Origin of the sequence: Natronococcus amylolyticus DSM 10524, assembly GCF_000337675.1 — an archaeon.
Lineage (GTDB): Archaea > Halobacteriota > Halobacteria > Halobacteriales > Natrialbaceae > Natronococcus > Natronococcus amylolyticus.
In genome coordinates this window covers 86796-109403 of the sequence record NZ_AOIB01000043.1, presented here as the reverse complement: position 1 = coordinate 109403, position 22608 = coordinate 86796, and the positions used below count along the sequence as shown (strand labels likewise).

At 65.1% G+C, this 22608-nt stretch carries 20 protein-coding genes; 10 read left to right on the top strand and 10 right to left on the bottom strand.

The features are described from left to right. The 6 genes from C491_RS20925 to C491_RS20900 all read left to right on the top strand — a co-directional run bounded on the left by C491_RS20925 (position 1) and on the right by C491_RS20900 (position 7001). On the top strand, positions 1-1020 hold the full coding sequence (locus C491_RS20925) for a carbohydrate ABC transporter permease (RefSeq protein ID WP_005559977.1): 1020 nt from the start codon (positions 1-3) through the stop codon (positions 1018-1020). Between the two features lies 1 nt (position 1021). Beyond that, a complete protein-coding gene (locus C491_RS20920; protein WP_005559975.1) occupies positions 1022-2020 on the top strand; it encodes a carbohydrate ABC transporter permease in 999 nt (332 codons plus the stop codon). A gap of 1 nt (position 2021) precedes the next feature. Beyond that, positions 2022-3218 carry an ABC transporter ATP-binding protein gene (locus C491_RS20915; RefSeq protein ID WP_005559974.1) on the top strand — a complete coding sequence of 399 codons (1197 nt, stop codon included), beginning with the start codon at positions 2022-2024 and terminating at the stop codon, positions 3216-3218. Beyond that, entirely contained in the window at positions 3211-3414 is a 204-nt protein-coding gene (locus C491_RS20910; protein WP_005559973.1) for a hypothetical protein, read from the top strand. Before C491_RS20915 ends, C491_RS20910 begins: the two co-directional genes overlap by 8 nt. 159 nt (positions 3415-3573) lie before the next feature. Further along, entirely contained in the window at positions 3574-4542 is a 969-nt protein-coding gene (locus tag C491_RS20905) for a sugar phosphate isomerase/epimerase family protein (protein WP_005559972.1), read from the top strand. Positions 4543-4661: 119 nt separating this feature from the next. Next, the gene (locus C491_RS20900; protein WP_005559971.1) at positions 4662-7001 is read left to right on the top strand and encodes a PAS domain-containing sensor histidine kinase; all 2340 of its coding nucleotides are present in this window, start codon (positions 4662-4664) and stop codon (positions 6999-7001) included. 78 nt (positions 7002-7079) lie between these two features. Here the strand turns inward: C491_RS20900 and C491_RS20895 are convergent, their stop codons facing one another. The 7 genes from C491_RS20895 to C491_RS20865 form a co-directional block, all read right to left on the bottom strand. Further along, the gene (locus C491_RS20895; RefSeq protein ID WP_005559970.1) at positions 7080-8441 is read right to left on the bottom strand and encodes an aminotransferase class III-fold pyridoxal phosphate-dependent enzyme; all 1362 of its coding nucleotides are present in this window, start codon (positions 8439-8441) and stop codon (positions 7080-7082) included. Between the two features lie 128 nt (positions 8442-8569). After that, positions 8570-10186, bottom strand: coding sequence for a BCCT family transporter (locus tag C491_RS20890; RefSeq protein ID WP_086009745.1), 1617 nt, complete (start codon positions 10184-10186; stop codon positions 8570-8572). 410 nt (positions 10187-10596) lie between these two features. Further along, positions 10597-11244: a hypothetical protein gene (locus C491_RS20885; protein WP_005559967.1), complete on the bottom strand. Its 648-nt coding sequence runs from the start codon at positions 11242-11244 to the stop codon at positions 10597-10599. 87 nt (positions 11245-11331) lie between these two features. Beyond that, a complete protein-coding gene (locus tag C491_RS20880; protein ID WP_005559965.1) occupies positions 11332-12612 on the bottom strand; it encodes an amidohydrolase in 1281 nt (426 codons plus the stop codon). A gap of 96 nt (positions 12613-12708) precedes the next feature. Then, a complete protein-coding gene (locus C491_RS20875) occupies positions 12709-13104 on the bottom strand; it encodes a Rid family detoxifying hydrolase (protein WP_005559963.1) in 396 nt (131 codons plus the stop codon). A gap of 11 nt (positions 13105-13115) precedes the next feature. Then, positions 13116-14498, bottom strand: a complete 1383-nt coding sequence (locus tag C491_RS20870) for an aspartate aminotransferase family protein (protein WP_005559962.1) — start codon at positions 14496-14498, stop codon at positions 13116-13118. Between the two features lie 218 nt (positions 14499-14716). Continuing rightward, positions 14717-15262, bottom strand: a complete 546-nt coding sequence (locus C491_RS20865) for a CDP-2,3-bis-(O-geranylgeranyl)-sn-glycerol synthase (RefSeq protein ID WP_005559961.1) — start codon at positions 15260-15262, stop codon at positions 14717-14719. A gap of 153 nt (positions 15263-15415) precedes the next feature. On the opposite strand from C491_RS20865, the gene C491_RS20860 reads away from it, so the two are divergent. The 4 genes from C491_RS20860 to C491_RS20845 all read left to right on the top strand — a co-directional run bounded on the left by C491_RS20860 (position 15416) and on the right by C491_RS20845 (position 18089). Then, positions 15416-16252, top strand: a complete 837-nt coding sequence (locus tag C491_RS20860; protein ID WP_005559960.1) for a proline dehydrogenase family protein — start codon at positions 15416-15418, stop codon at positions 16250-16252. Between the two features lie 39 nt (positions 16253-16291). Continuing rightward, positions 16292-17014, top strand: a complete 723-nt coding sequence (locus tag C491_RS20855) for a DUF502 domain-containing protein (protein WP_005559959.1) — start codon at positions 16292-16294, stop codon at positions 17012-17014. An 89-nt stretch (positions 17015-17103) separates the two neighbouring features. Continuing rightward, the gene (locus C491_RS20850) at positions 17104-17541 is read left to right on the top strand and encodes a hypothetical protein (RefSeq protein WP_005559958.1); all 438 of its coding nucleotides are present in this window, start codon (positions 17104-17106) and stop codon (positions 17539-17541) included. Positions 17542-17609: 68 nt separating this feature from the next. Next, positions 17610-18089, top strand: a complete 480-nt coding sequence (locus tag C491_RS20845; protein WP_005559957.1) for an acyltransferase — start codon at positions 17610-17612, stop codon at positions 18087-18089. A gap of 156 nt (positions 18090-18245) precedes the next feature. Here C491_RS20845 and C491_RS20840 read toward each other — a convergent pair whose 3' ends face one another. The 3 genes from C491_RS20840 to C491_RS20830 form a co-directional block, all read right to left on the bottom strand. Further along, on the bottom strand, positions 18246-19175 hold the full coding sequence (locus C491_RS20840) for a branched-chain amino acid transaminase (protein ID WP_005559956.1): 930 nt from the start codon (positions 19173-19175) through the stop codon (positions 18246-18248). A 73-nt stretch (positions 19176-19248) separates the two neighbouring features. Beyond that, positions 19249-21261, bottom strand: coding sequence for a copper resistance CopC/CopD family protein (locus C491_RS20835; protein ID WP_005559954.1), 2013 nt, complete (start codon positions 21259-21261; stop codon positions 19249-19251). Between the two features lie 3 nt (positions 21262-21264). Next, entirely contained in the window at positions 21265-22527 is a 1263-nt protein-coding gene (locus C491_RS20830) for a beta-propeller fold lactonase family protein (protein ID WP_005559952.1), read from the bottom strand. Positions 22528-22608 lie beyond the last annotated feature (81 nt).

The window sequence follows — 22608 nt, the reverse complement described above, 5'->3', positions numbered from 1 at the left end:
ATGAGTACGGAACAAGAGGCGGATACCGCAAACCGAGAATCTCGGCGCTCGGGACCGCTGGTCGCGGTCACCCGGTGGCTCGAGAACCTCGGCGAAACAGCGTTCGCGTACCTGCTGTTGACGCCCGTGTTCGTCATCCTGGGTGCGATCGCGCTCTATCCGCTCCTGCGGACGTTCGAGCTGTCGATGTACATCAACGTGCTGGGAACCGGCGACCCGGAGTTCGTCGGCCTCCAGAACTACGTCGACATGTTCACCGGCGCCCGCGACCCCGACTTCCCCGGATCGACAATGTTCCTGCCCGACGTGAGCACGTCCTCGAGCTTCCCGTTCGTCCACGTCAGCGGCTGGTTCCGTAGCGCCCTGGTCGTGACGCTCGTGTTTACCATCGTGAGCGTCTTCTTCGAGACGGTCATCGGGTTCGGGCAGGCACTGATCCTCGATCAGGAGTTCCGCGGCCGACGCCTCGTCCGCGTCGCCATCATCATCCCGTGGGCGATCCCGCTGGTCATCCAGGGGATGATCTTCTACCTGATGTTCCACCCGAGCACCGGGTTCCTGACGGAGTATCTCGCGAACGTCGGGATCCTCGCGCCGACGAACACGCTCAACGATCCGCTGAGCGCCCTGATCATCGTTACCATCGCCGACATCTGGAAGACGACGGCGTTCATGGCCCTGCTGATCCTGGCCGGCCTCCAGAGCGTCGACCGCAGCCTCTACGACGTCGCGAGGGTCGCCGGCGCGAGCCGCTGGCAGCAGTTCAAGCTGATCACGCTACCGCTGGTTCTGCCCGCCGTCGCCATCGCCGTCCTCTTCCGGACGATCGACGCGATGCGAATCTACGGCCTGATCGACATCACCTCGAGCTGTACGGTCGTCCCGTCGCTGTCGTGTATGGTCGTCGAGACGTTCAACACGCATCGCGGACTCGCGTCGGCGATCGCGTTCGTAACGGCGGGGATCATCGGCATCCTCGCGATGATCGTGATCTACAGGCAGTACAAGGAGGGATTCTAAGATGGCTACGACAACCGAACAACGGTCCGACTCCGAGGACGCCGAGGACGGCGTTATCGCGAAGTGGACCAAAGGCGTTATCGGAGACGACGAGAAGCGCGCGCGCCTCTATCGGGCGCTGTTCTACGTGGCGTGTGGCTTCTTCCTCGTGACGACACTGTTCCCGTTCTACTGGCTACTGGTGCTGGCGCTGACGCCGAACAGCCAGATCCTGACCGGTGACTGGTCGCTTCCGGTCATCGGAATCGAGTTCCCCCACCCACAGGGGTTCAACCCGCAGGCGTTCGTCGAGGTATTCCAGCAGATCCCGTTCCACCTCTACGTGTTCAACAGCTTCGTGCTCGCGACGGTCACGACGATCATCGTCCTGCTGGTCGCGAGCCTCGCCGGCTACGTCTTCGGGCGACTCGACTTCCCCGGGAAGGGGCCGCTCATGCTCGGCGTGTTGATGGTGTCGTACTTCCCACCAGCGGCGTTTCTGATCCCGCTGTTCGACGCGTTCCTCGGGAACGCCGTCGTGATTCCGTTCCTCGGGATCGAGCTGTTCGAGCCGCCGCGGCTGGTGAACACGCCGGGGTCGATGATCATGCCCTTCAGCGCGCTGTTCCTGCCGCTGGCGATCTTCATCCTCACGACGTTCTACGCCCAGATTCCCGACGGGCTCGAGGACGCCGCGAGGGTCGAAGGAACCACGCGCCTCGGCGCGCTGTTCCGGGTCATCATGCCGCTGTCGGCACCAGGCGTCGCGACGGCGGCCGTCCTGACGTTCATCGCGGTGTACAACGAGTACTTCTTCAGCTCGATCATGGCCCTGGAGAACGTCCCCGAGAACTGGTCGCCGCTCGTCGGCGGGATCCTGAGCTACCAGGACCAGTACACAACTGACTTCAACCTCATGGCGGCGGCGAGCATCGTCGGGGTCATCCCGATCCTGATCCTCGTGATCGTCGCACAGGAACGAATCGTTAGCGGACTAACTGCGGGAGGACTCAAGGAATAACATGGCACGCGTATCACTCAGCAACGTTACGAAGCGGTACGAAGACGTCGTCGCGGTCGACGAGATGAATCTCGACATCAAGGACGGGGAGTTCGTCTGTTTCGTCGGCCCCTCCGGTTGTGGCAAGTCGACGACGATGGAGACGATCGCCGGCCTCACCAAACCGAGCGAGGGAACGATCCGGATCGGCGAGACCGACGTCACCAAGCTCCCGCCGAAGGACCGCGGGGTGTCGATGGTCTTCCAGAACATCGCGCTGTTCCCGCACATGGACGTCTACGAGAACATCTCGTTCGGGCTCCGGCTGCGCAAGTACGACCAGGACGAGATCGACCGGCGGGTCGACAACGCCTCCGAGATCGTTCAGCTTGAGGGAATGCTCGACCGCGAGCCCAACGAGCTCTCGGGCGGCCAGCAACAGCGCGTCGCGATCGCCCGTGCGATCGTCCGCAACCCGGACGTCTTCCTGATGGACGAGCCCCTCGCGAACCTGGACGCCAAACTCCGGGTTCACATGCGAACCGAACTCCAGCGCCTGCACAAGCAGCTGGATACGACCATCATCTACGTCACCCACGACCAGGCCGAGGCGATGACGATGTCCGATCGGATCGCCGTCCTCAACGCGGGCCAGCTCCAGCAGATCGATCCGCCACTGGTCTGTTACAACGAGCCCGCGAACCTGTTCGTCGCCGGCTTCATCGGCTCGCCGTCGATGAACTTCACCGACGGCGAACTCGTCGACGGCGGGCTGACGACCGAACACTACGACATCGAGTTCGACACGACCGAACTCGGAATCAGCCCCGGCGACGAGATCACGGCCGGCGTCCGCCCTGAGGACATCTACCTCACCAGAAACGAGGACGAGGTCGACTCCTCCTCCGAAGTGATCGAGGCGACGACGGACGTGCTCGAGCCGATGGGCGACGAGATCTTCGTCTACCTCTCGCTCGACGGCACCAGCGGCTCCTCGATGACCAGCGACGAGGCCGCCGGCGCTTCGAACCAGCTGTTGATGAGCGTCGACCCCGACACCGAGATCGGCGAGGACGAGTCGGTCTCGATCGTGCTCGATCGCTCGAAGATCCACCTGTTCGACACCGCCTCGGGTGACGCGCTCGCACATGGCATCGTCGATCTCTCGGAGGCCGAGCGAACGAGGGCGGCGGCCGAATCGCGAGGGCAACATGAGTAGTCTCGTCCCCGTCGTCTACTACGGGGGCTTTCTCGTGTTGTTCTTCTTCTGGATCTACGGGATCGTCTCGTTCGGTCTGGACGTCAAGAACAAGGTCATTCCCGGCATCAAACAGTATCGCCGCGGACGAAAGCGCCAGAAGGCAAAGCAGGAACACGAGCAGGAACAGAACGAACAGGAACAGCAGCTGTACTGAACGCTGACCGAATCGGTTTCGGTCACGGTTCGAACGACGGAAGCGCGAACACCGACTCACAGCTTCCTCGGGAAACGCCGTTTTACGGGCCGTCTCTCCGCAATACGCGAGCCTCACTTCACCCGGATTTATTGACTCTCGCCCCGACCGTCCACCCGTATGGATATCGGCGTACACACCCCACCGCTCGCGGACGAATCGCTCGAGGGCGCCCTGGCGTACCTCTCGGATATCGGCGTCGACGCGATCGAGCCCGGCGTCGGCGGCTTCCCAGGGGACGACCACCTGGTTCGCGAGGAGTACCTGGACGACGAAGACGCCCAGCTCGAGCTCGAGGAGCTGCTCTCCGAGTTCGACATGCGTATCAGCGCGCTCGCGACGCACAACAATCCGCTGCATCCGGACGACGAGCGAGCCGACGAGGCCGACACGGAGCTCCGCGAGGCGATCGAGCTCGCCGACCAGCTCAACGTCGGGACCGTGACCTGCTTCTCCGGACTTCCCGCGGGCGGCCCCGACGACGAGGTGCCGAACTGGATCACCGCACCGTGGCCGACCGAGCACGCCGACGCCCACGACTACCAGTGGGAGGTCGCCGTCGACTACTGGTCCGACCTCGCCGCGTACGCCGACGACCACGACGTCAACCTCGCGATCGAGATGCATCCGAACATGCTCGTCTACGAACCACACGGGATGGCCCGCCTGCGCGAGGCGACGAACGAACGCGTCGGCGCGAACTTCGACCCCTCGCATCTGTACTGGCAGGATATCTCGATCACCGACGCGATTCGGTACCTCGGCGAGCGCGACGCGATCCACCACTTCCACGCCAAGGACACGAAGGTCTACGAGGAGCAGGCCCGCGAGAAGGGTGTCCTCGACACGACGGCCTACGACGACGAGCCCAACCGCTCGTGGCTGTTCCGGTCGGTCGGCTACGGCCACGGCGAGGGCCACTGGAAGGACGTCGTCTCGACGCTACGGATGGTCGGTTACGACGGCGCGCTCTCGATCGAGCACGAGGACTCGCTGACGAGTTCCCGCGAGGGACTCGAGAAGGCCGTTGAAATCCTCGAGCGGGCTGTCTTCCGCGAACAGCCCGGCGAGGCGTACTGGGCCGAGTAGCCGTTTCACAGCTTCGTATCGGTTCACGGATTCCCGAGTTGGCGCCACCGTCGACGAGGTTGGGCCGACCTCGTCTTTCCCGCACAGAGTTTATCCGCTGTGCACCGGTTGGTGGGAGTATGAGCGAGTGGAATGGGATCGAAATGGCGTTTTGGGATGGTGCGGTCGAAGGTGACGCCCACCGGCGGTACCGAACGCTTCACCACGCGACCGGCGACGGGGTCTTTCAACTCGACGTCGAAGGGCGTTTCGCCGCGGTGAACGACACCGTGCGGGAGATAACGGGGTACGGGTACGACGACCTCCTGGGTGAGCCGATTGCTACCGTCCTCGAGACCGACGGATCGGCGATCGAGCGCGAGATCGAGCGCCTTCGAGCGGAGCCCGAGACCCGGAGCGCACTCCTCGAGGTACCCGTTACAACCGCCAACGAGGAGCCCGTGCTCTGTGAAGTTCGGGTACACCCGTTCAACGGAGACGACTCCCTGTGGGGCGCCGTCGGGACCGTTCGCGAGATCTCCCGTCGGAATCGGACGGAGCTGGACTGGCAGCAACAGCACCGCGATTTCGAGTACGAAGGCGAGAGCTACGAGATCACGCGGGACCTACAGGAGAGCGAGGAGCGACTGCGGCTCGCGCTCCAGGCCGGGGGCCTGGGCATGTGGGAGCTCGATCTCCAGACCCGGGAGTCGCCAGTCCGTTCGCCCAAGCACGATCGAATCTTCGGCTACGAGGAGCCCCGCGAGGACTGGAGCTTCGAGATCTTTCTCGAGCACGTCTACCCCGACGATCGCGAGTTCGTCGAACGCAGCTTCGAGGAGGCCTTCGAGACGGGAACGTGGGAGTTCGACTGTCGGATCGTTCGAGCCGACGACGAGCGACGGTGGATCACTGCCCAGGGCGAGTTCTACTACGACACCGACGGCGAGCCGGTTCGGGCGATCGGAGTCGTCCAGGACGTCACCGAACAGAAGGAGAACGCAAAATCCCTCGAGGACGCGACGGCGCGGCTCGAGGCCGCGACCGAAGCCGGCGCCGTCGGGACCTGGGAGTGGCACGTTCCCGACGATCGGATGGTCGTCGGCGCATCGTTCGCCGAGCAGTTCGGCGTCGATCCCGACGCCGCCCGCGAGGGCGTCCCGCTCGAGCAGTTCGTCTCGTCGATTCACGAAGCCGACCGCGAACGTGTCAGAAAGAAAATCGAGACCGCGGTCGAGACCTGCGGAGAGTACGAAGCGGAGTACCGCGTCCGAAACGCCGACGACGAGTTCCGGTGGGTGGTCGCCCGCGGCCACGTCGAGTGCGACGAGGACGGGAACGCGCTGACGTTCCCCGGAACGCTCACCGACATCACCGAACGAAAGCGAGCCGAACTCGAGGCCGAAGACCAGTCGCGGCAGCTCGAGACGCTGTTTCAGGTCCTGCCCGTCGGCGCCGTCGTCGCAGACGGGAACGGCTCGGTGCTCAGGGCCAACGACGTCGCCAGGGACATCTGGGGCGGCGACGTGTTCGACGTGGAGTCCGTCGACGAGTACGACAAGTATCCGGCGGAGTGGGCCGACACGGGCGAGCGGGTCGACCCCGAAGAGTGGACGATGGCCCAGGTGCTTCGCGGCGACTCGGTCACGGACCCAAACGTCTACGAGATCCGTGCGTTCGACGGCGAGCGTCGAATCATCATGGAGCACGGCAAGCCGGTGAAAGACGCCAACGGCGAGGTGATCCGAGCGATCGTGACGCTCACCGATATCACCGAGCGGAAGACGTACGAGCAGCGCCTCGAGGAGTCGAACGAACGGCTCGAGCAGTTCGCCTACGCTGCCTCCCACGACCTCCAGGAACCCCTGCGGATGGTCACGAGCTACCTCGAGTTGCTCGAGCGCCAGTACGGCGACGACCTCGACGCGGACGGCGAGGAGTTCCTCGAGTTCGCCGTCGACGGCGCCGATCGGATGCGCGAGATGATCGACGCCCTGCTCGAGTATGCGCGGGTCGATACGAGAGACGAGCCCTTCGAACCCGTCGAGCTGGACGCCGTACTCGAGGACGTTCGCGAGACCCTTCGGATGAAGATCGACGAGAGCGAGGCCGAGATCGAAGCGGAATCCCTTCCCCGCGTACGGGGCGATCCGGCACAGCTCCGCCAGCTCCTCCAGAACCTGCTGTCGAACGCGATCGAATACTCCGGCGAGGGGGCGCCGCGGATCCAAATCGAGACCGAACGTACCGGTACCTCCTGGAGGGTGGCGATCCACGACGAGGGGGTCGGCATCGACGTGGACAAGCAAGCGCAGGTCTTCGACGTGTTCGAACGGCTCCACAGTCAGGAGGAACACCCCGGAACCGGGATCGGACTCGCACTCTGCAAGCGGATCGTCGAGCGCCACGGGGGCGAGATCAGCGTGGAATCCGAACCCGGCGAGGGGGCGACGTTCGCGTTCACGCTCCCCGCGGCGTAGAAAGGGGCGGAGTGTAGGCGACGCCGCCGGGATGAATCAGGGGTTCGGGCGGTCGGCGAAACCGGCCGACCGAGCCGCTTACGCGACGGTCGCGCTTCGTCCTGCGGCCTCGATCGCCTCGAGGAAGATCCCGATTCCGAACTCGATCTCGCGCTCGCTCGAGTCCAGCGGCGGGAGCAGTCGAATCGTCTTCTTCCCGCAGCCGAGGGTCAACAGCCCGCGGCGAAGCGACTCCTCGACGACCGCGCTGCGACGCTCGGGTGTGTCGAACTCGACGGCCAGCATCAGGCCCTTGCCCCGGACGTCGACGACGTGGTCGGGCGAGTCGTCACGAAGCAGTTCTTTCGCCTGCTCGCCACGCTCGGTGGCGTTCTCGAGCAGGTCGTGTTCGTCGATCGCCTCGAGGGTAAACGTCCCCATCATCGAACCGAGCAGGTCGCCGCCGCCGAACGTCGAGCCCAGACGGTTCTTTTCGGACGGGAAGATCTCCGACCGGGAGACGGTCGCGCCGACGCGCAGCGCCTTCGCGGCAGAGATGACGTCGGGCTCGATCGGGTAGTGATCGGAGGCCCAGATCTTTCCGGTACGGCCGATCCCGGCCTGGATCTCGTCGACGATCAGCGGAATGTCATACTCCTCGGTGACGTCGGCCACCTCCTGCATGAACGCCTGGCTGGGGAACCGGTAACCGCCGACGCCCTGGATCGGCTCGAGGGTCAGGAACGCGATCTCGTCGGGATTGATGTGGCCGCCCTCGGGGGACAGCGAGTTCCGTAGCTGTGAGCCCTCGTTCGCGAAGAAGCCACAGTCGCAGCTGGCGGCGTCACAGCCACGATCGGCGCAGAACGGCACCGTCTCGATCCCGCTGATCTCGGGGTAGTGACGGGTGTAGACCTCCTTCGATTTGGTGATCGAGAGGGTCCCGAAGGTGCGCCCGTGGAAGCTGCCGGCGAAGGCGACGCCGTACTTCGCGGGCGCCCGGTGGTCGTGGGCGATCTTCATCGCGTTCTCCATCGACTCCGCGCCGGAGTTCGAGAGAAAGACGGTGTCCATCCCGTACTGACTCGAGACGTCGACCAGTTTCTCCATCAGGTGACTCGAGCCCGGCACGTCTGACTTCTCGGGAGTCGGGCCCGCGCCGAAGTACATGTCCTGGCCGGCGATCTTCATCGGTTCGACGAGGTCGAACTCCCGGAGCTTGTCAGTAATCTTTTCGTTGTTGTACCCGAGCGGCGCGGCGCCGATGTGGCACGTGAAATCGAGCAAGACGTTGCCGTCGACGTCGGTGACGAACGGTCCGTCGGCCTCGCGGGTGACGTCCCAGACGAACTCGTGGGAGTACTCGCTGGGTGCCGCGTTCTCCCCGTGGAACTCGACCCACTCTCGGGCGTTGGGGCCGGGGAACGCGTCCACGTTCGGTTCGGCAGTGTCCCTATCCATACACAGATAATGTGTACGTCGTACATTAAATGTTGTTATAGATGGGGACGGGAGTCAGGAGACGAGAGTCGGGAGGTCGCGGCAGGTGAGTCAGCTAAACGAGAGAAAGGTCGGTCCGAACGGCTCCGTCAGTCGTCGTCGTCGCCCGGTTCCGCGGTCGTCGTCGGATCGTCCGACCGACGCTCCGTCGAGCCGACGATCACCGTCTCCTCCTGGAGCAACACGCGGCCGTTGGTGCCGCTCAGGTTCTTGATCAGCGACAGCATCGCGAGGAAACAGACGATCGCGAACGGCGCGCCGGTGATGACGACGGCCTGCTCGAGCGCGCCGGCGCCGCCCTCGCCGCCGAGGATCATCAGGATCGCGGCGGTCAGTCCGAGGACGACGCCCCAGAAGACCCGGTTGATCGTCGACGGGGACTCCTTGCCGCCTGTGGTCATCATCGAGACCGCGAGCGTCGAGGAGTCCGCCGACGTGATGAAGAACGTCGTCACGAGCACGAGGAACGCGACCATAAAGATCGCGCCGAGCGGGAGGGCGTCGAACAGGATGAACCCGGAGACCTCCGCCCCGACCTCACCCGCGATAACCTCGCTGAAGTCCGCACCACCGGTGTCCTGCAGGAAGACGGCGGTACCGCCGACGAACGTAAACCACGGAACCGTCGCGGCGGAGGTCGCGACGATCCCGGTGAAGGCGACCTCGCGAATCGTTCGGCCCTTCGAGATCCGGGCGATAAACAGCCCGGCGAAGGGGGACCACGAGAGCGCCCACGCCCAGTAGAAGACGGTCCAGCTCTCGACCCAGCCGGTGCCGCCGTCGCCGGCGCCGGTGTAGAGACTCATCGCGACGAAGTCGCTGATCATCCCGCCGATCGCCTGCGAGCCGAGCAACAGCAGAAACATCGACGGCCCGAGGATGAACGTCGCGAGCATAATCACAACGAACAGCCCCATGTTGAAGTTCGAGAGCCGGCGGATCCCCTTGTCGATCCCCAGCACCATCGAGATCGTAAACAGGATCGTCATCGTCGTCACGACGAGCAGGATACCGGTGTCGCCGAAGCTCAGTCCCCACTGGTACTCGAGACCGCTGACGAACTGGCTGCCGATGAACCCGAGCGAGGTCGCGACGCCGCCGATCGTTGCGAAGACGGCGAGGATGTCGACGACCTTGGCGACCGGTCCGTCGAGGTTCTCCTTCCCGATGATCGGCGTCAGCGCCGACGAGGCCCGCAGCGGGACCTTGTCGTAGTTGTACGCGAAGTAGCCGATCGCGATCCCCATGATCGTAAACACCGCGAGCTGGGGTAAGGCCCAGTGGAACAGCGTCTGCTGGATCGCGAGCGGAATCGCCTCACTGCTTCCGCCCTCGACTCCGAACAACGGGTTCGGATCGTCGTAGTAGAACAGCCCCTCGGTCGGTCCCCAGAACACGACGCCCGCGGCGAACCCGGCCGAGTACAGCATCGCGAAAAACGAGAGGAAGCTGTACTCGGGATCCGTGTCGCCGAGCTTGAGCTTGCCCCACGGACCGATGATCAGGTACAACAGGAAGACGACGACCAGGAACACGATCACCAGCAGTGCCCAGCTCATGTAGCTGAGCATCTCCCCGTGAACGGTCTCGATTCCGCCGGCGACGAAGCTTCGATCGACGAAGAAGGCGACGATGACGCCGACCGTGAGCAACGCGCCGAAGACGAAGACGACCGGATCGAGCTCGTCGAGGAATCGACCGATCATCCCCTGCTCGCCGTCACTCACGAGCACTCACCTCCGGCTCGAGAGCCGAGTGGCCGGTTCGATCCGCGTTGGTGCTCCCTCCCACTCGCCGTGCACTGCAATGGCATACCGAACTAATCGACTGTATCTTGCATAAATATTTCCTTTTCGTACCCACCATACACAGATTGCGTTTATTGTACGGTTCCTACAGGAATCCCCTCAACGGTATTCATAATCTAACACTCGGGCATAGTACATAGAGATATCTTCAGATCTTCACGACATGACGTCCATTAGTCAACTCTACCGCTCGGAAGCTAGTCTCACCAAGCCAACCCCCGATCGCATCGAAAACGCGGCGTACTCACGAACCGTATTCGATCCTCAATCCGGGTGCTCTCGCTCGAATCGCGGCCGAGCGGCGCCGATCAGTTCGTGAGCTCCTCGAGGTTTCGTTCGCGCACCGTTGCGCTCTCGTCGGTGCGCTCGGCGAACTCGTCGACGCGATCCTTGATCTCCTCGCGGGTCGCCTCCGGCGAAAAGGAGTCGGACATCGTCAGCAGCCGAACGAACGCCCTGAGTTCCTCGTCGGTGAGCTGGGCGAACTCCTCGTTCTCGAGCTTCTCGACGACCTCGTCGACGTCGATCTGGCCGACGGGCTCGACGCTGAACTCGACGTTGACCATTCGGTAGTTCGAGCCTGCGAGGCGCTGTTCGGCCTTGCCGACGCCCTCCGAGAGCATGTCCCTGAACGGGGTGTGATATCCCATCGTACCGAGGTGGAGGAAGGCGAGCATGTCCGTGATCCCCTGGGTGTAGGCGTCCCGGTCCTCGTCGTCGGGGTCGAACACCGTCTCCCGGTCGCGCTCCTCCAAGTACTCGAAGAGGATACTGAAGTCGAGCACCGCGTTCCGGACCCGGCGCCGGATCCGGTTTCGCTTCTGTTTCTTCGAGTGGTCGGTGTAGTCCGTCTTCCGGCCGAGCAAGAAGTCGCGGTCGGAGGGGGTGAGGATCCCGCGAGGTCGGTCCGAGTCGGCCGCAGTTCGAAGCGACTGCGGGACGTCATCCTGGCTCATACAGGCTACTGGTGGAGCGCGTGAATTAACGTTTCTGATCCACACAACATGATAGTAATCGGACGGTTTCCGTGACCGGCGAGCGCGTCAGACTGGCCGGCGGGAGAGTTCGGTGATCGTCTCCGAGAGTACCCCGACGCCGATCTCGAGGCTCCGTTCGTCGACGTCGAACGTCGGCGTGTGGTGGTTGGTCGGGTGGTCGGTTCCAACGAGCAGATAGGAGGCGAGCCCGCCACGATCCTGAACGCGGTTCATCAGGTAGGTGACGTCCTCGCTGACGCCGAACTCCGTCGAGGGGACCACCCGGTCGACCCCCTCAACCTCCCTGGCGACCGAGCCGATCAGCTCGCGCAAGGCGGGGTGGCTGTCGGCGCGGGGCGACTCGCTGATGACCCGCGGCGTGACGTCGCAGTCGTGCATCTCCGCGGCCGCGTACAGCACCCGCTCGAGTTCGGTCCGCATGTACTCCATCAGTCCCGTCGTCTCGCCGCGGACCTCCGCGTCGATCGTGATCTCCTCGGCGATGACGTTGCTCGCCGTCCCGCCCTCGATGCGGCCGACGTTGACGCGAGTCTGGCCGTCGCTGTGGCGGGGGATCGCGTACGCGTTCTGGATCGCGGTCGCCGCGGCCTGCATCGCGTTCCCACCCTCGTTGGGTGCCTTCCCCGCGTGGGCGCTCGCCCCCTCGAACGTCGCTGTCAGGTGGGCCATCGCCAGCGGCTTCTCGACGCCGGCGACGATCTCGCCCGTCGGATGGTCGAGGCCGATGTGGAGCGCCAGCAGGTAGTCGACGTCCTCGAGGTAGCCCCCCTGGGCCATCGCCTTCCCGCCGCCCGAGATCTCCTCGGCGGGCTGGAAGAAGACCTTCAGCGTCCCTTCAAAACTACTCCCCGCGGTCGCCTCGATCGTTCCCAGCGCCATCGCGATGTGCGCGTCGTGGCCGCAGGCGTGCATGTACCCCTCGTGTTCGGAGCGAAACCCCTCTACAGCGGGTCGGTGCTCGGTCAGATCGGACTCGGCCATCGAGATTCCGTCCATGTCGACTCGCAGGCCGATCGTCGGCCCGTCGCCGCGCTCGAGGACGCCGACCACGCCGGTGTGGCCGTCCGCCGTTCGCTCGAGGACGTCCTCGCGAACACCCGCCTCGCGGGCACGCTCGAACCAGGGCTCGAGTTCGCTCGTATCGGGTACCGCCATCCGCTGGTCGGTCGAGAGCGCCTCGCGACCGACGGCGATCTCGTCGACGTCGAGTCGCTCGAGCTCCTCGACGATTCGGGCCGTCGTTCGAAACTCGCGCCACCCCGGCTCCGGACATCGGTGGAACTCCCGTCTGAGCTCCGACAGCCTGCTTCGAACGTCGTACACCATCTTTCGTGGCGGTAAGAAGCCGGTACACTTAACGATAGTCAATACCGGGATTCGGTTCGAATCCGCTCGACCCGAAAACGAAGATCGAATCCGCTCCTACTGTGAGCCGAGGTAGGCGGTCGCGTCCATCTCGACCCGGACGTCCTCGGGCAGTCGCGAGACCTCGACGCAGACCCTGGCGGGCGGCGCCTCGCCGAACTTCTCGCCGTAGGCCTCGTTGACCCGCTCGTAGTCCTCGAGATCGGTCAGGTAGACGGTGACCTTCACGACGTCCGCGAGGCCGTCGCCGCCGGCTTCGTCGACGACCGCGGCGATGTTCTCGAGGACGCGGTCCGTCTGAGCTTCGATGTCGCCGTCGACAGCCTCGCCCGTGTCCGGGTCGACGGGGCCGTAGCCCGAGACGTGGAGCGTGTCCCCAGCACGGACGCCCTGGGAGTAGGGGTTGTCGTTGCTCGGTGCGCCATCGGTGCTGATGGGTTCGGTGTCGGACATCGGTCGGGTCGTCAGGCAGTCTGTTTGGTCTCGGCCGTCGCGTGTTCGATCGCGTCGGCGATGACGTCCATCGCCGTCTCCGCGAGCTCCTGGGTGAGCACGAGCGGCGGCAGCAGCCGGAGGACGTTGCCGTGACGGCCGGCCGTCCAGACGAGCACGCCGTGTTCGAAGCAGTACTGCTGGATCTCGTCGACGAGGTCGTCGGCTGGCGCGCCGTCGCTATCGACGAACTCGGCGCCGATGAACAGCCCCTGACCGCGGACGTCGCCGAGGTGGTCGTTCCCGTCGGCGACCTCGCGGAGTCGGCCGCGGATGTGGTCGCCCAGCTCGCGGGCGTGAGCGAGCAGGTCGTGGTCCTGGATGTACTCGATGGCGCGGCTGCCGGCCCGCATCGCGACGACGTGGCCCCGGTAGGTGCCGGCGTGGTCCCCCGAGCCCCACGTGTCGAGATCCTCGTGATACATCGTCGCCGACAGCGGGAAGCCCACACCGCCGAGCGCCTTCGCCGAGGTCATCACGTCGGGCGTGACGTCGGCCCAGTCGTTGGCCCACCACTCGCCGGTGCGGCCGAACCCGCTCTGGATCTCGTCGAACATGAGCGTAATATCGTTGTCGTCGGCGAGGTCGCGCAGCCCCTGCAGGAACCCCTCCGGCGGGGTGACGACGCCACCCTCGCCCTGGATCGGCTCGACGAAGATGCCCGCGGGGTTTGCGAGCCCGCCGTAGGGATCCTCGAGGATCGCCTGGACCTCCTCGAGTGCGTGATCGACGGCCTCCTGTGGCGCCTTCCCCTGTTCGAACGGGTTGGGGTAAGGGGCGTGGACGACGTCGGGCAGCAGCGGCGAGTAGTGTTCCTTGAACCCTTTGTTGCCAGTGAGGCTCATCGCGCCGGGCGTCGCGCCGTGGTAGGCACCCCGGAACGCGATCAGGCCGTCGCCGCCGGTGTTGTACTTGGCGAGCTTGATCGAGGCTTCGACGGCGTCGCTGCCGGTCGGACCGCCGAAGACGACCTTCTGGTTGCCCTGCAGCCCCGAGGGGGCGATCTCGTCGAGCTTCTCGATCAGCTCGAGGCGAGCCTCAGTCGGGAAGTCGACCGTGTGCACGAGCTTGTCGGCCTGCTCGTGGACAGCCTCGAGGACGTACGGGTTCGCGTGGCCGACGTTGAGTACGCCGATCCCCGCGAACATGTCGATGTAGGTGTTGCCGTCGACGTCGCGAACCGTCGCGCCCGAACCCTCCTCGAACGCGACCGGGATATCCTCGGGGTAGGCGACCGCGCTGCTGTCGATCTCGCGTTGCTTCTCGAGTAGCTCCCGCGAGCGCTGGCCGGGGACGCTGTCGACGTTCGGTGCCTCGTCGTAGTGGAGCTCGTCGATCGGTGGACTGCTCGTCATACGTAGGGCCAGGTGGAACAGTGATAAATAATTTGTCCACAGTAACTATAGAGGACGTACACAGAAATCGGTTCGAGAGCCGTGGGTCGGGGCGTGCAAACACCCACCGGTCGATAGGTAGTCACTACCGAGGGGAAGCAGTGAGATAAACGGGCCGAAAGACGTCGGCGAACCGCCGCAGGAACGGGACGAGAGAAACTCTCCTGTCGACTCGAGGGTTACCAGGGCTCGTCCTTCAGGCCGAGCTGGTAGGCGATCATGTTCGTCGTGACGTGCAGGATCGGGGTGAGCACGACGACGACGGCGATCACGCCCCACGTGAACACCTCGAAGAACCACTCGGTCGCGAGCAGCGCCGTCAGGGGCAACGAGACGACGACGAAGTCGAGCTGATCGAGCCCGGGGAACATCGCGCCGCGCTCGCGCCCAGATCGACGTTTGAGAAACGAGGCCATAATGTCGCCGAGCATCGCCCCCGCGGCGAGGCCGACAGCCGCGAGCGGCGTAAACGCCGGGACGTCGATCCCGATCGCTGCGCTCACGTCGTCGGCAACGAGGGTCAGCGCACCAGCGAGGAGCACGCCCGCGAGGATCCCCGCGGCGGTTCCCCGCCAGGTCTTCCCGTCGCCGAGCACGCGCTTGTCGTCCCACGTCCGCCCACCGTCGATCGGCCGACCACCGCCGGCCAGCACCGCGGCGTTGTTCGGCACGTAGGCGGGCAACATCGCCCAGAAGGCGACGACGATCGTCTCGAGTACTGCCATGTTCGGCGGGACGAACCCGCAGGTCTTAATCGGGGGTGGTTCGTCCCCGACCCGTCGCGCCGTCGATAACATCAGTTTCATTTGACATCCTCCTGCGCCTAAAGGCGCGGGTATTCTCCTTGCTTTTTATAAGCTCGGTGACGTAGCCCACGTATGATGTTGCCAGTCGCGGGCCGGTTCGTCGCCGGGGAGGGACCAGCCGAGGCTCTCGAGCACGTTCGTCAGCTGAACGACCGGAACGTGAAGGCGATCGTGAACCTGCTGGGTGAACACTACGACGACCGCGAGGCCGCCGACGCCGACGCCCGGGAGTACCGCGAGCTCGTCGAGGACATCGCGCGGTCCGATCTCGAGGCGACGGTGTCGGTCAAACCCTCCCAGGTCGGCCTCGATCTGGGCGAGGACGTCTTCCGGGAGAACCTCGAGGGGATCGTCGAGACGGCGGCCGAACGCGACGTGTTCGTCTGGATCGACATGGAGGACCACACGACGACCGACGCGACCCTCGACGCCTACGAGGAGCTGGCTCGAGAGCATGGTGGAGGGGTGGGCGTCTGCGTCCAGGCAAACCTCAAGCGGACCCGCGGAGACGTCGAACGGCTCGCGGACGTCCCCGGAAAGGTTCGGTTCGTCAAGGGAGCCTACGACGAGCCGGTCGAGATCGCCTACAAGGGCAAAGAGGCCGTCAACCGGGAGTACGAGGCCCTGCTCGAGTACGCCTTCGAGAACTTCGATGGGGGGATCGCGATCGGCAGCCACGACCCGGCGATGATCGACCGCGCGATCGAACTGCACGAGGAGCACGGCACCGACTTCGAGATCCAGATGCTGATGGGCGTCCGCGACGACGCCCAGGTCGAACTCGCCGAGGAGTACGAGGTCTACCAGTACATCCCCTACGGGGACCGCTGGATGTCGTACTTCTACCGCCGGGCGATGGAACGCAAGGAGAACCTCTGGTTCGCGGTTCGAGCCGTCCTCGGCCGGTAAAGGAAAGGGCTCATTAGCCCCTAGTGTGAGGTGGCGTACATGGCTTCGTGGAAGCGAGATTTCGCAAGCGGGCTGATCGTCCTCGGCCCGATTCTCGTGACCCTCTACGTTATCTACTGGCTCTACGGCCTCATCGCGGGGTTGACTCCGGGGCTCATCCTCGACGAGGCCGCGCTCCGACCGCTGATCCCCGGCGACGGCGCCCAGGCCCAGCAGACCCGCGAGGAGGTCGCCCAGTTCCTCCGAGTGATCGTCGCCCTGACTGTTCTGGTGATCCTGACGTTCTCGGTCGGCTACCTGATGCGGACGACCGTCGGCGGACTGGTCGAGCGGCTGGTCGACAACGTCGCCAACCGGGTCCCCGTGATCCGGGTCGTCTACAACGCCTCGAAGATGGCCGCCGAGACCGCCTTCGGCGAGCAGGACTCCCTGCAGAAACCGGTCAAACTCGAGACCTGGGAGGGACTTCGAATGACCGCGTTCAAAACCGGGAAAGTGACCGAGGACGGCCGCGAGGTGCTGTTCCTGCCGACGTCGCCGAACATCACGACCGGGTTCGTCATCGAGGTCGAGTCGAGTCGGATCACCGAACTCGACGAGGACGTCGAGGACGCCCTGACTCGCGTGCTGAGCGCCGGCTTCGGTGACTCGAAGCGCAACCGAGACATGGCCGCCGGCGTCTCGATCGACGTCGTCGACGAGGCGACGACCGACGGCGGCGAGAGCGAATCCGACCACGACCGGATGCGGCTCGAGGACTGACCCCGAGCGGTAGTCGAAATCCCCCTACTCGCCGCGCTTTCGACGGGGAAACCAGAACCTTTTGTATCGACGGTCCGCTCCGATCGGCCATGCAACGACGTGCAGTTCTCGCCAGCGTCTCGGGTCTCGTCGCCCTCGCCGGCTGTCTCTCCGACGACGAGATCGACGAACGGGGCGAGATCGAGATCCTGATCGACGACGAACCGGTGAACCTCTCCGAGGATCGGTACCAGGCCGAACACGCCGAAAACCACTCGATCGACTTCCACCTCCACGAGGGCAGCGACCAGTGGTACATGGAGGGCGAGGAGCAGGTCACGTTCGCCGAGGGGATCGATCTCCTGCCGTACTTCTCGTTCGAAACGGACGACGGCGACCACGTCCTCGAGCACGACGGCGACACCTACGACGAGGCCGACGTTGACACCGAGATGACGTTCCTGGTCGACGGTGAGTCCGTCGACCCGACGGAACACACGCTCGAGGACGGCGAGGAGATGGTCCTCGAGGTGTCGACCAGCGGATAAGAGCGACCCGACAATCGGTCCGAGAGCCGTTCGCCCGGGTTGATGATGGGTCGGACTCGAGTACGGGCATGCCAACTATCGACGACACGGCGAGAGTGGTCGATTCCGACGTCGGCCGGGCCGAGATCCGGGAGTTCGTGACGATCCACGACGCCGAGATCGGCGACGGCTGTCGGCTCTACGAGCGAACATCGATCAAGAAATCCCGGCTCGAGGGCGACGTCGACGTCAACGCAGGGACGTACGTCGAGAACGCCGAGATCGGACCCGACGTACAGATCGGCCCGAACTGTAGCGTCGTCGGCGTCACCCACGAGCTACGCGAGGACGGGATGGCGTTTCGCAACGACGTCCTCGAGCGGATCGTACTCGGCGCGGGAGCGTTCGTCGGCGCCGGCAGCGTCGTCGGTCCCGGACTCGAGATCGGCGAGGGGACAGTTGTGGCCGCGGGCGCAACCGTCACCGACGACGTCGGTCCGGAGCGGATCGTCCTCGGATCGCCGCCGACACGGCGGATCGTTCCGCTGGACGAGTGGCTGGATCGGTGAACACGGGGAACGGGTTCGGGGATGGTGATCGTCGGCCGGAAGCCGCTCGCGTCCAGTTCGTCTTCGTCGAGCGCTTGCTCGAGCAGCCGATGAAGTCCGGAACCGACGTCGTGCCCGCGGTAGGGTGCGAAAATCGCAGAAGGAAACGCCGGATCCTCAGACGTAGGTGAACCAGTCGTCGTACTCGTCGGTGCGACGCTCGACGACCTCGAAGAACTTTGACTGGATATCCTCGGTAACGGGTCCGCGGTCGCCGTCGCCGATGACGACGTTGTCGACCTTCCGGATAGGCGTGACCTCGGCTGCCGAGCCAGTGAAGAACAGCTCGTCGGCGGTGTTGAGCTCGCCCCGCGAGATCGAGGCTCTGTCGTGGACGGTGTACCCCAGATCCTCCGCGAGCGTGATCACGGTTCGGCGGGTGATGCCGTCGAGGATCGACTCCGAGAGCCCGGGCGTGTAGATCTCGCCGTCTCGGACCATGAAGATGTTCTCGCCGGGGCCCTCGGCGACGTCGCCCTCCTTGTTCAGCACGATCGCCTCTGCGTACCCGTTCCGACGGGCCTCCTCGCCGGCCAGCAGGCTGTTGACGTACAGTCCCGTCGTCTTCGCGTTCGTCGGGATCTGACTCGAGGCGTGTTTCCGCCAGGAGGAGACCATCACCTCGATCCCGTTCTCGAGGGCGTCCTCGCCGAGGTAGGCCCCCCACGGCCAGGCGGCGATCGCGATCCGCGTCGGGCAGTCACCGGGACCCACGCCGAGGGTGTCGTAGCCGTAGAAGGCGATCGGGCGGATGTAACAGGAGGCGAGCTCCTGGCGTTGAATGAGCTCGAGGGTCGCCTCGGTCAGCTCCTCGATATCGTGGTCGATCTCCATCTCGTAGGGTTTGGCGGACTGGTAGAGGCGCTCGATGTGTTCCTCCCAGCGGAAGATGGCAGGCCCCTCCTCGGTGTCGTAACAGCGCGCCCCCTCGAAGATCCCCGTGCCGTAGTGAAGTCCGTGTGTCAGGACGTGAATCTGCGCGTCGTCCCAGTCGACGAACTCTCCGTCCATCCAGATCGTGTCGACGTCCATCTCGTCGAATCCCATGATCGTAGGTGTTGAACACCACGGTACTAAGTGTTCGCTATTCGGGAAGCGAGGGAGGGGTGCCCTCGGGCGATTAGTCGCGGTTTCGAACCCGAAGGGTTTCGACGGTGACCGCGACGGTTCCGACGACGGCGACCGCGACGGCGCCGAACTGGAGGAAGACGGCGAACGCCGAGTCGTCGCTCTCGCCGTCGTGATCGTGGGCATCCTCGTGGTCGTGAGCATCGTCACCGTGATCGTGACTGTCGTCGTCTCCGTGGTCGTGGTCTTCGTGGCCGTCGGGTGAGACGGCGATCACGTCGATCCACTCGCTGACGTACGAGCCCTCGGGCGCGCCGGTCACCCGCAGCTCCCAGCGGCCGTCGGCGGCGAGGGGCTGGACCGTGGCGTACGCGCCGTCGTCGGTCTCCTCGAGTTCGACCTCGGTTTCGGTTCCGTCCTCGCTGCTCGCGAGCAACCGAACGGCCTGGTCCGAACTCATCGGCTCGCCGTCGTCGTCGAGGAACGCGACCTCGAAGACGATCGGCTCGTCGGCCTCGAGGACGAAGTAGTCGTCCCCGTCGGCCTCCTCCGCGGCCGGGAACGCGCTGACCTCGAGGATGCCGTCGTCGTACTCGCGCTCGATCGTCGATTCGACGAGCTCGTCTCCCTCGGTGACGGCGGCCGTCGGCGCCGACGTGAGCAGTCCCGACAGCAGGAGGACAGCGACGAGGAGGGCCAACTCGAGGCGGATCGATCGGACGATCGTCCGGAGTTGGCCGTCTTCGGGAGCAGCACCGCCGTCCGCACTCGCCGGCCGCGAGGGGCCCGCCGAATCGGTGGCTCTCGACGGCTCGAGCCGACGCAGCAGGACGAACCGTGTCACACCTCCAAGCCCGAGTGCGATCGCGATCAGCGCGAGTTTCGCGACGAGCGTCAGTCCGTACACGGTGTCGACGAGGCCGTCCGCTTCGGGAACGTGCCAGGAGGCGAGGACGAACCCCGTCGCCACGACGAGGGTGACGCCGCCCAGCGCGAGCACCGAGAATCGCCGGATCGCTCCGGTAACGAGTGCGGTTCGATCGGCAGGCGCGCCAGTACGGGCCGCGGGGACGACGGCGAGCGCGAGCACCGCCAGCCCGCCGATCCAGAGCCCGGCACCGACGATGTGGACGAAGTCGACGACCGTCCCCTGGAGGCGATCGATCGCCGTCGCCGAGTGGCTCGTCCAGGCGACCGTTCCCGCCAGGGCGAGGGCTCCGCCGAACGTGCCGGCGAGCGCGGATCGACGGGCACCGCCTCGAAGGTGCCAGACGACGACCGCGGTGACGAGCGCCGCCACGACGAGCTGTACGAGCCAGGCCTGCCCGAGCGGCGTCTCGAGGAACTGCGAGACGGTGTCGACCGAGAGCGGACCCAGGCTCGTGCTCCGGACGAGCCCGAGGGCGAGCGCGCTCGCGAGGGTGAGGACCGCAGCGCCGACGAGCAGCCGACCGACACGTCCGTCGAGGGCGGCTCGTCGCGAGCCACCGGCTCGAGCGAAAACGGGTCCGGCGGCGACGGCTGCGGTCGCCGGGATCCCGACCAGTCCAATGATTCCGACGAGCAACAGGCCCTTCGCGCCCGCCTCGATCGGCGAGATGGACTCGTCGGTTTCGTCGTCCTCGTGGGACTCGAGCACCGCGTCGCGGTCGAGCGGTTCGTCACCGACGGCGAAGAAGAACGAGCCCGACGTGGTGTGGCCGTCGTCAGCGAGGACCTCCCACTCGACGGTGTACATCCCCTCCTCGTCGGCTGCGTCCTCGATCGGCACGTCGACGAGTTGCGTGTCGTCGGGATCGATCTCGGACTCACCGCTGACGACCTCGCCGTCCGGCCCCTCGACGGTAATATCGGCGTTGACGACACCGTCACCGGAGAAGGTCAGCGTGATCTCGTCGGGCACCCCGTCGACCTGCTCGCCGTTCGCGGGGTCCGTCTCGCTGAGGTAGGCGTGGGCCGCAACCGGGGTCGCTACGAGACCCAGGGCGAGTCCGGCGACGACGAGACAGGCGAGTAGCGCCGCGAGGAGCGAACCACGTCCACGAGACGCCGATTTCGAGCGCATCGCTTACCTGAGTGTGCCGGTGTAGCCGACGCCGGAATGGCCGACGTACTGGACGGTGTCGACGCCCTCCTCGACCTCGACCTGCTCAACGAGCTCCTGTGCGTCCATGTCGACGATCGCGACGATTCCGTCGGCGTCGGCTGGGCTGACGAAGTAGTCGCCGCCGGCGACGCCGGTTCGGTGGAGGTGGTCGGCGTCCTCGGGGCGCTCGATATCGCCGATGTCGACGGTCTCGACGACCTCGGCCGCCTCAACGTCGATGATCGACGCCTCGTCGGTCTGTGTGTTCGCCGTGAACGCGTAGACCGCGTCGTCGGCCTCGTGATACCGGAGCGCGTCCGGATCGTCCCCGACCTCGACGACGCCGAGCTCCTCGCTATCCTCGCTCGTCGCGTCGAGGAATCGGACGTCGTCGCCGTCGAGTACGCCGAGAACCTCCTCATCGGGGGTGAGGTACATCCCGCCCGCGAAGTCGAGGGTGTCGACGACCTCGTCGTCCTCGGTGTCGACGACGACGGTCTCGTCCCCGAACTCGAAGTACGCCAGCCCCGTTTCGGGCGCATAGGCCTTGTAGTGGGTGCCCTCCTCGTCGTTCTCGAACTCGATAAAGTCGCTTCGTTCGTAGTTCTCGAGGTCGATCACCGGCGATCCGGGGTCGTTGACGTTCGTCGCGTAGCCAACCGAGCCCATATCCTCGTGGTAGAGCAGCTTCCCGTGGCCTTCCTCCTCGAGCCCCGACTCGACGATTTCGGTGACCTCGTGGGAGTCGGTATCGATGACGTAGAAGGTTCCTTCGTCGTCGCTGTGGGCCCACATCTCGTCGTCGTTGGGGTGGTACATGTGGGTCGCGTCCGGTCCGATATCGACCTCATCGACGATCTCGCGTGCCTCGGTGTCGATGACGAGCACCTGCGAGGGCGACTCCCTGATCACGTAGATCTCGCTGTAATCGGTCGTGATCCGCGGATCGCCCCACCCTTCGTCGTCGAGGTCGTCGGTGATCTCGTCGACTACCTCGCCGTCTTCGGGGTCGATAATCGCGATCGTGTTCGGCGCGAAGGCGTAGATCAGTCCCTCGCTGTCGCCGTTCTCGGTCTCCGACTCTTCGTCGTCACCGTTATGGTCGTCATGATCGTCGTGATCGTCACCTGCTTCGTCGCTATCGTCACCATCGTCGCCATCGTCACCGGCACAGCCCGCAATACCGACGACGAGTCCGCTTCCAGCTACCTGTACGAAACGTCGTCGCTTGACCGATTGGTCCATACTCGACTCTATTCCCGGTCGACCACGTTCGTTCTGGTGCGGTTGTCGAAACTCTGGTTCGATAAGCGAACGGAAACGCGA

What these genes read in the sequence shown, in the direction of transcription:
- C491_RS20925 (WP_005559977.1), top strand. Translation starts at nt 1, where the DNA reads ATGAGTACGGAACAAGAGGCGGATACCGCAAACCGAGAATCTCGGCGC.
- C491_RS20920 (WP_005559975.1), top strand. Translation starts at nt 1,022, where the DNA reads ATGGCTACGACAACCGAACAACGGTCCGACTCCGAGGACGCCGAGGAC.
- C491_RS20915 (WP_005559974.1), top strand. Translation starts at nt 2,022, where the DNA reads ATGGCACGCGTATCACTCAGCAACGTTACGAAGCGGTACGAAGACGTC.
- C491_RS20910 (WP_005559973.1), top strand. Translation starts at nt 3,211, where the DNA reads ATGAGTAGTCTCGTCCCCGTCGTCTACTACGGGGGCTTTCTCGTGTTG.
- C491_RS20905 (WP_005559972.1), top strand. Translation starts at nt 3,574, where the DNA reads ATGGATATCGGCGTACACACCCCACCGCTCGCGGACGAATCGCTCGAG.
- C491_RS20900 (WP_005559971.1), top strand. Translation starts at nt 4,662, where the DNA reads ATGAGCGAGTGGAATGGGATCGAAATGGCGTTTTGGGATGGTGCGGTC.
- C491_RS20895 (WP_005559970.1), bottom strand. Translation starts at nt 8,441, where the DNA reads ATGGATAGGGACACTGCCGAACCGAACGTGGACGCGTTCCCCGGCCCC.
- C491_RS20890 (WP_086009745.1), bottom strand. Translation starts at nt 10,186, where the DNA reads ATGATCGGTCGATTCCTCGACGAGCTCGATCCGGTCGTCTTCGTCTTC.
- C491_RS20885 (WP_005559967.1), bottom strand. Translation starts at nt 11,244, where the DNA reads ATGAGCCAGGATGACGTCCCGCAGTCGCTTCGAACTGCGGCCGACTCG.
- C491_RS20880 (WP_005559965.1), bottom strand. Translation starts at nt 12,612, where the DNA reads ATGGTGTACGACGTTCGAAGCAGGCTGTCGGAGCTCAGACGGGAGTTC.
- C491_RS20875 (WP_005559963.1), bottom strand. Translation starts at nt 13,104, where the DNA reads ATGTCCGACACCGAACCCATCAGCACCGATGGCGCACCGAGCAACGAC.
- C491_RS20870 (WP_005559962.1), bottom strand. Translation starts at nt 14,498, where the DNA reads ATGACGAGCAGTCCACCGATCGACGAGCTCCACTACGACGAGGCACCG.
- C491_RS20865 (WP_005559961.1), bottom strand. Translation starts at nt 15,262, where the DNA reads ATGGCAGTACTCGAGACGATCGTCGTCGCCTTCTGGGCGATGTTGCCC.
- C491_RS20860 (WP_005559960.1), top strand. Translation starts at nt 15,416, where the DNA reads ATGATGTTGCCAGTCGCGGGCCGGTTCGTCGCCGGGGAGGGACCAGCC.
- C491_RS20855 (WP_005559959.1), top strand. Translation starts at nt 16,292, where the DNA reads ATGGCTTCGTGGAAGCGAGATTTCGCAAGCGGGCTGATCGTCCTCGGC.
- C491_RS20850 (WP_005559958.1), top strand. Translation starts at nt 17,104, where the DNA reads ATGCAACGACGTGCAGTTCTCGCCAGCGTCTCGGGTCTCGTCGCCCTC.
- C491_RS20845 (WP_005559957.1), top strand. Translation starts at nt 17,610, where the DNA reads ATGCCAACTATCGACGACACGGCGAGAGTGGTCGATTCCGACGTCGGC.
- C491_RS20840 (WP_005559956.1), bottom strand. Translation starts at nt 19,175, where the DNA reads ATGGGATTCGACGAGATGGACGTCGACACGATCTGGATGGACGGAGAG.
- C491_RS20835 (WP_005559954.1), bottom strand. Translation starts at nt 21,261, where the DNA reads ATGCGCTCGAAATCGGCGTCTCGTGGACGTGGTTCGCTCCTCGCGGCG.
- C491_RS20830 (WP_005559952.1), bottom strand. Translation starts at nt 22,527, where the DNA reads ATGGACCAATCGGTCAAGCGACGACGTTTCGTACAGGTAGCTGGAAGC.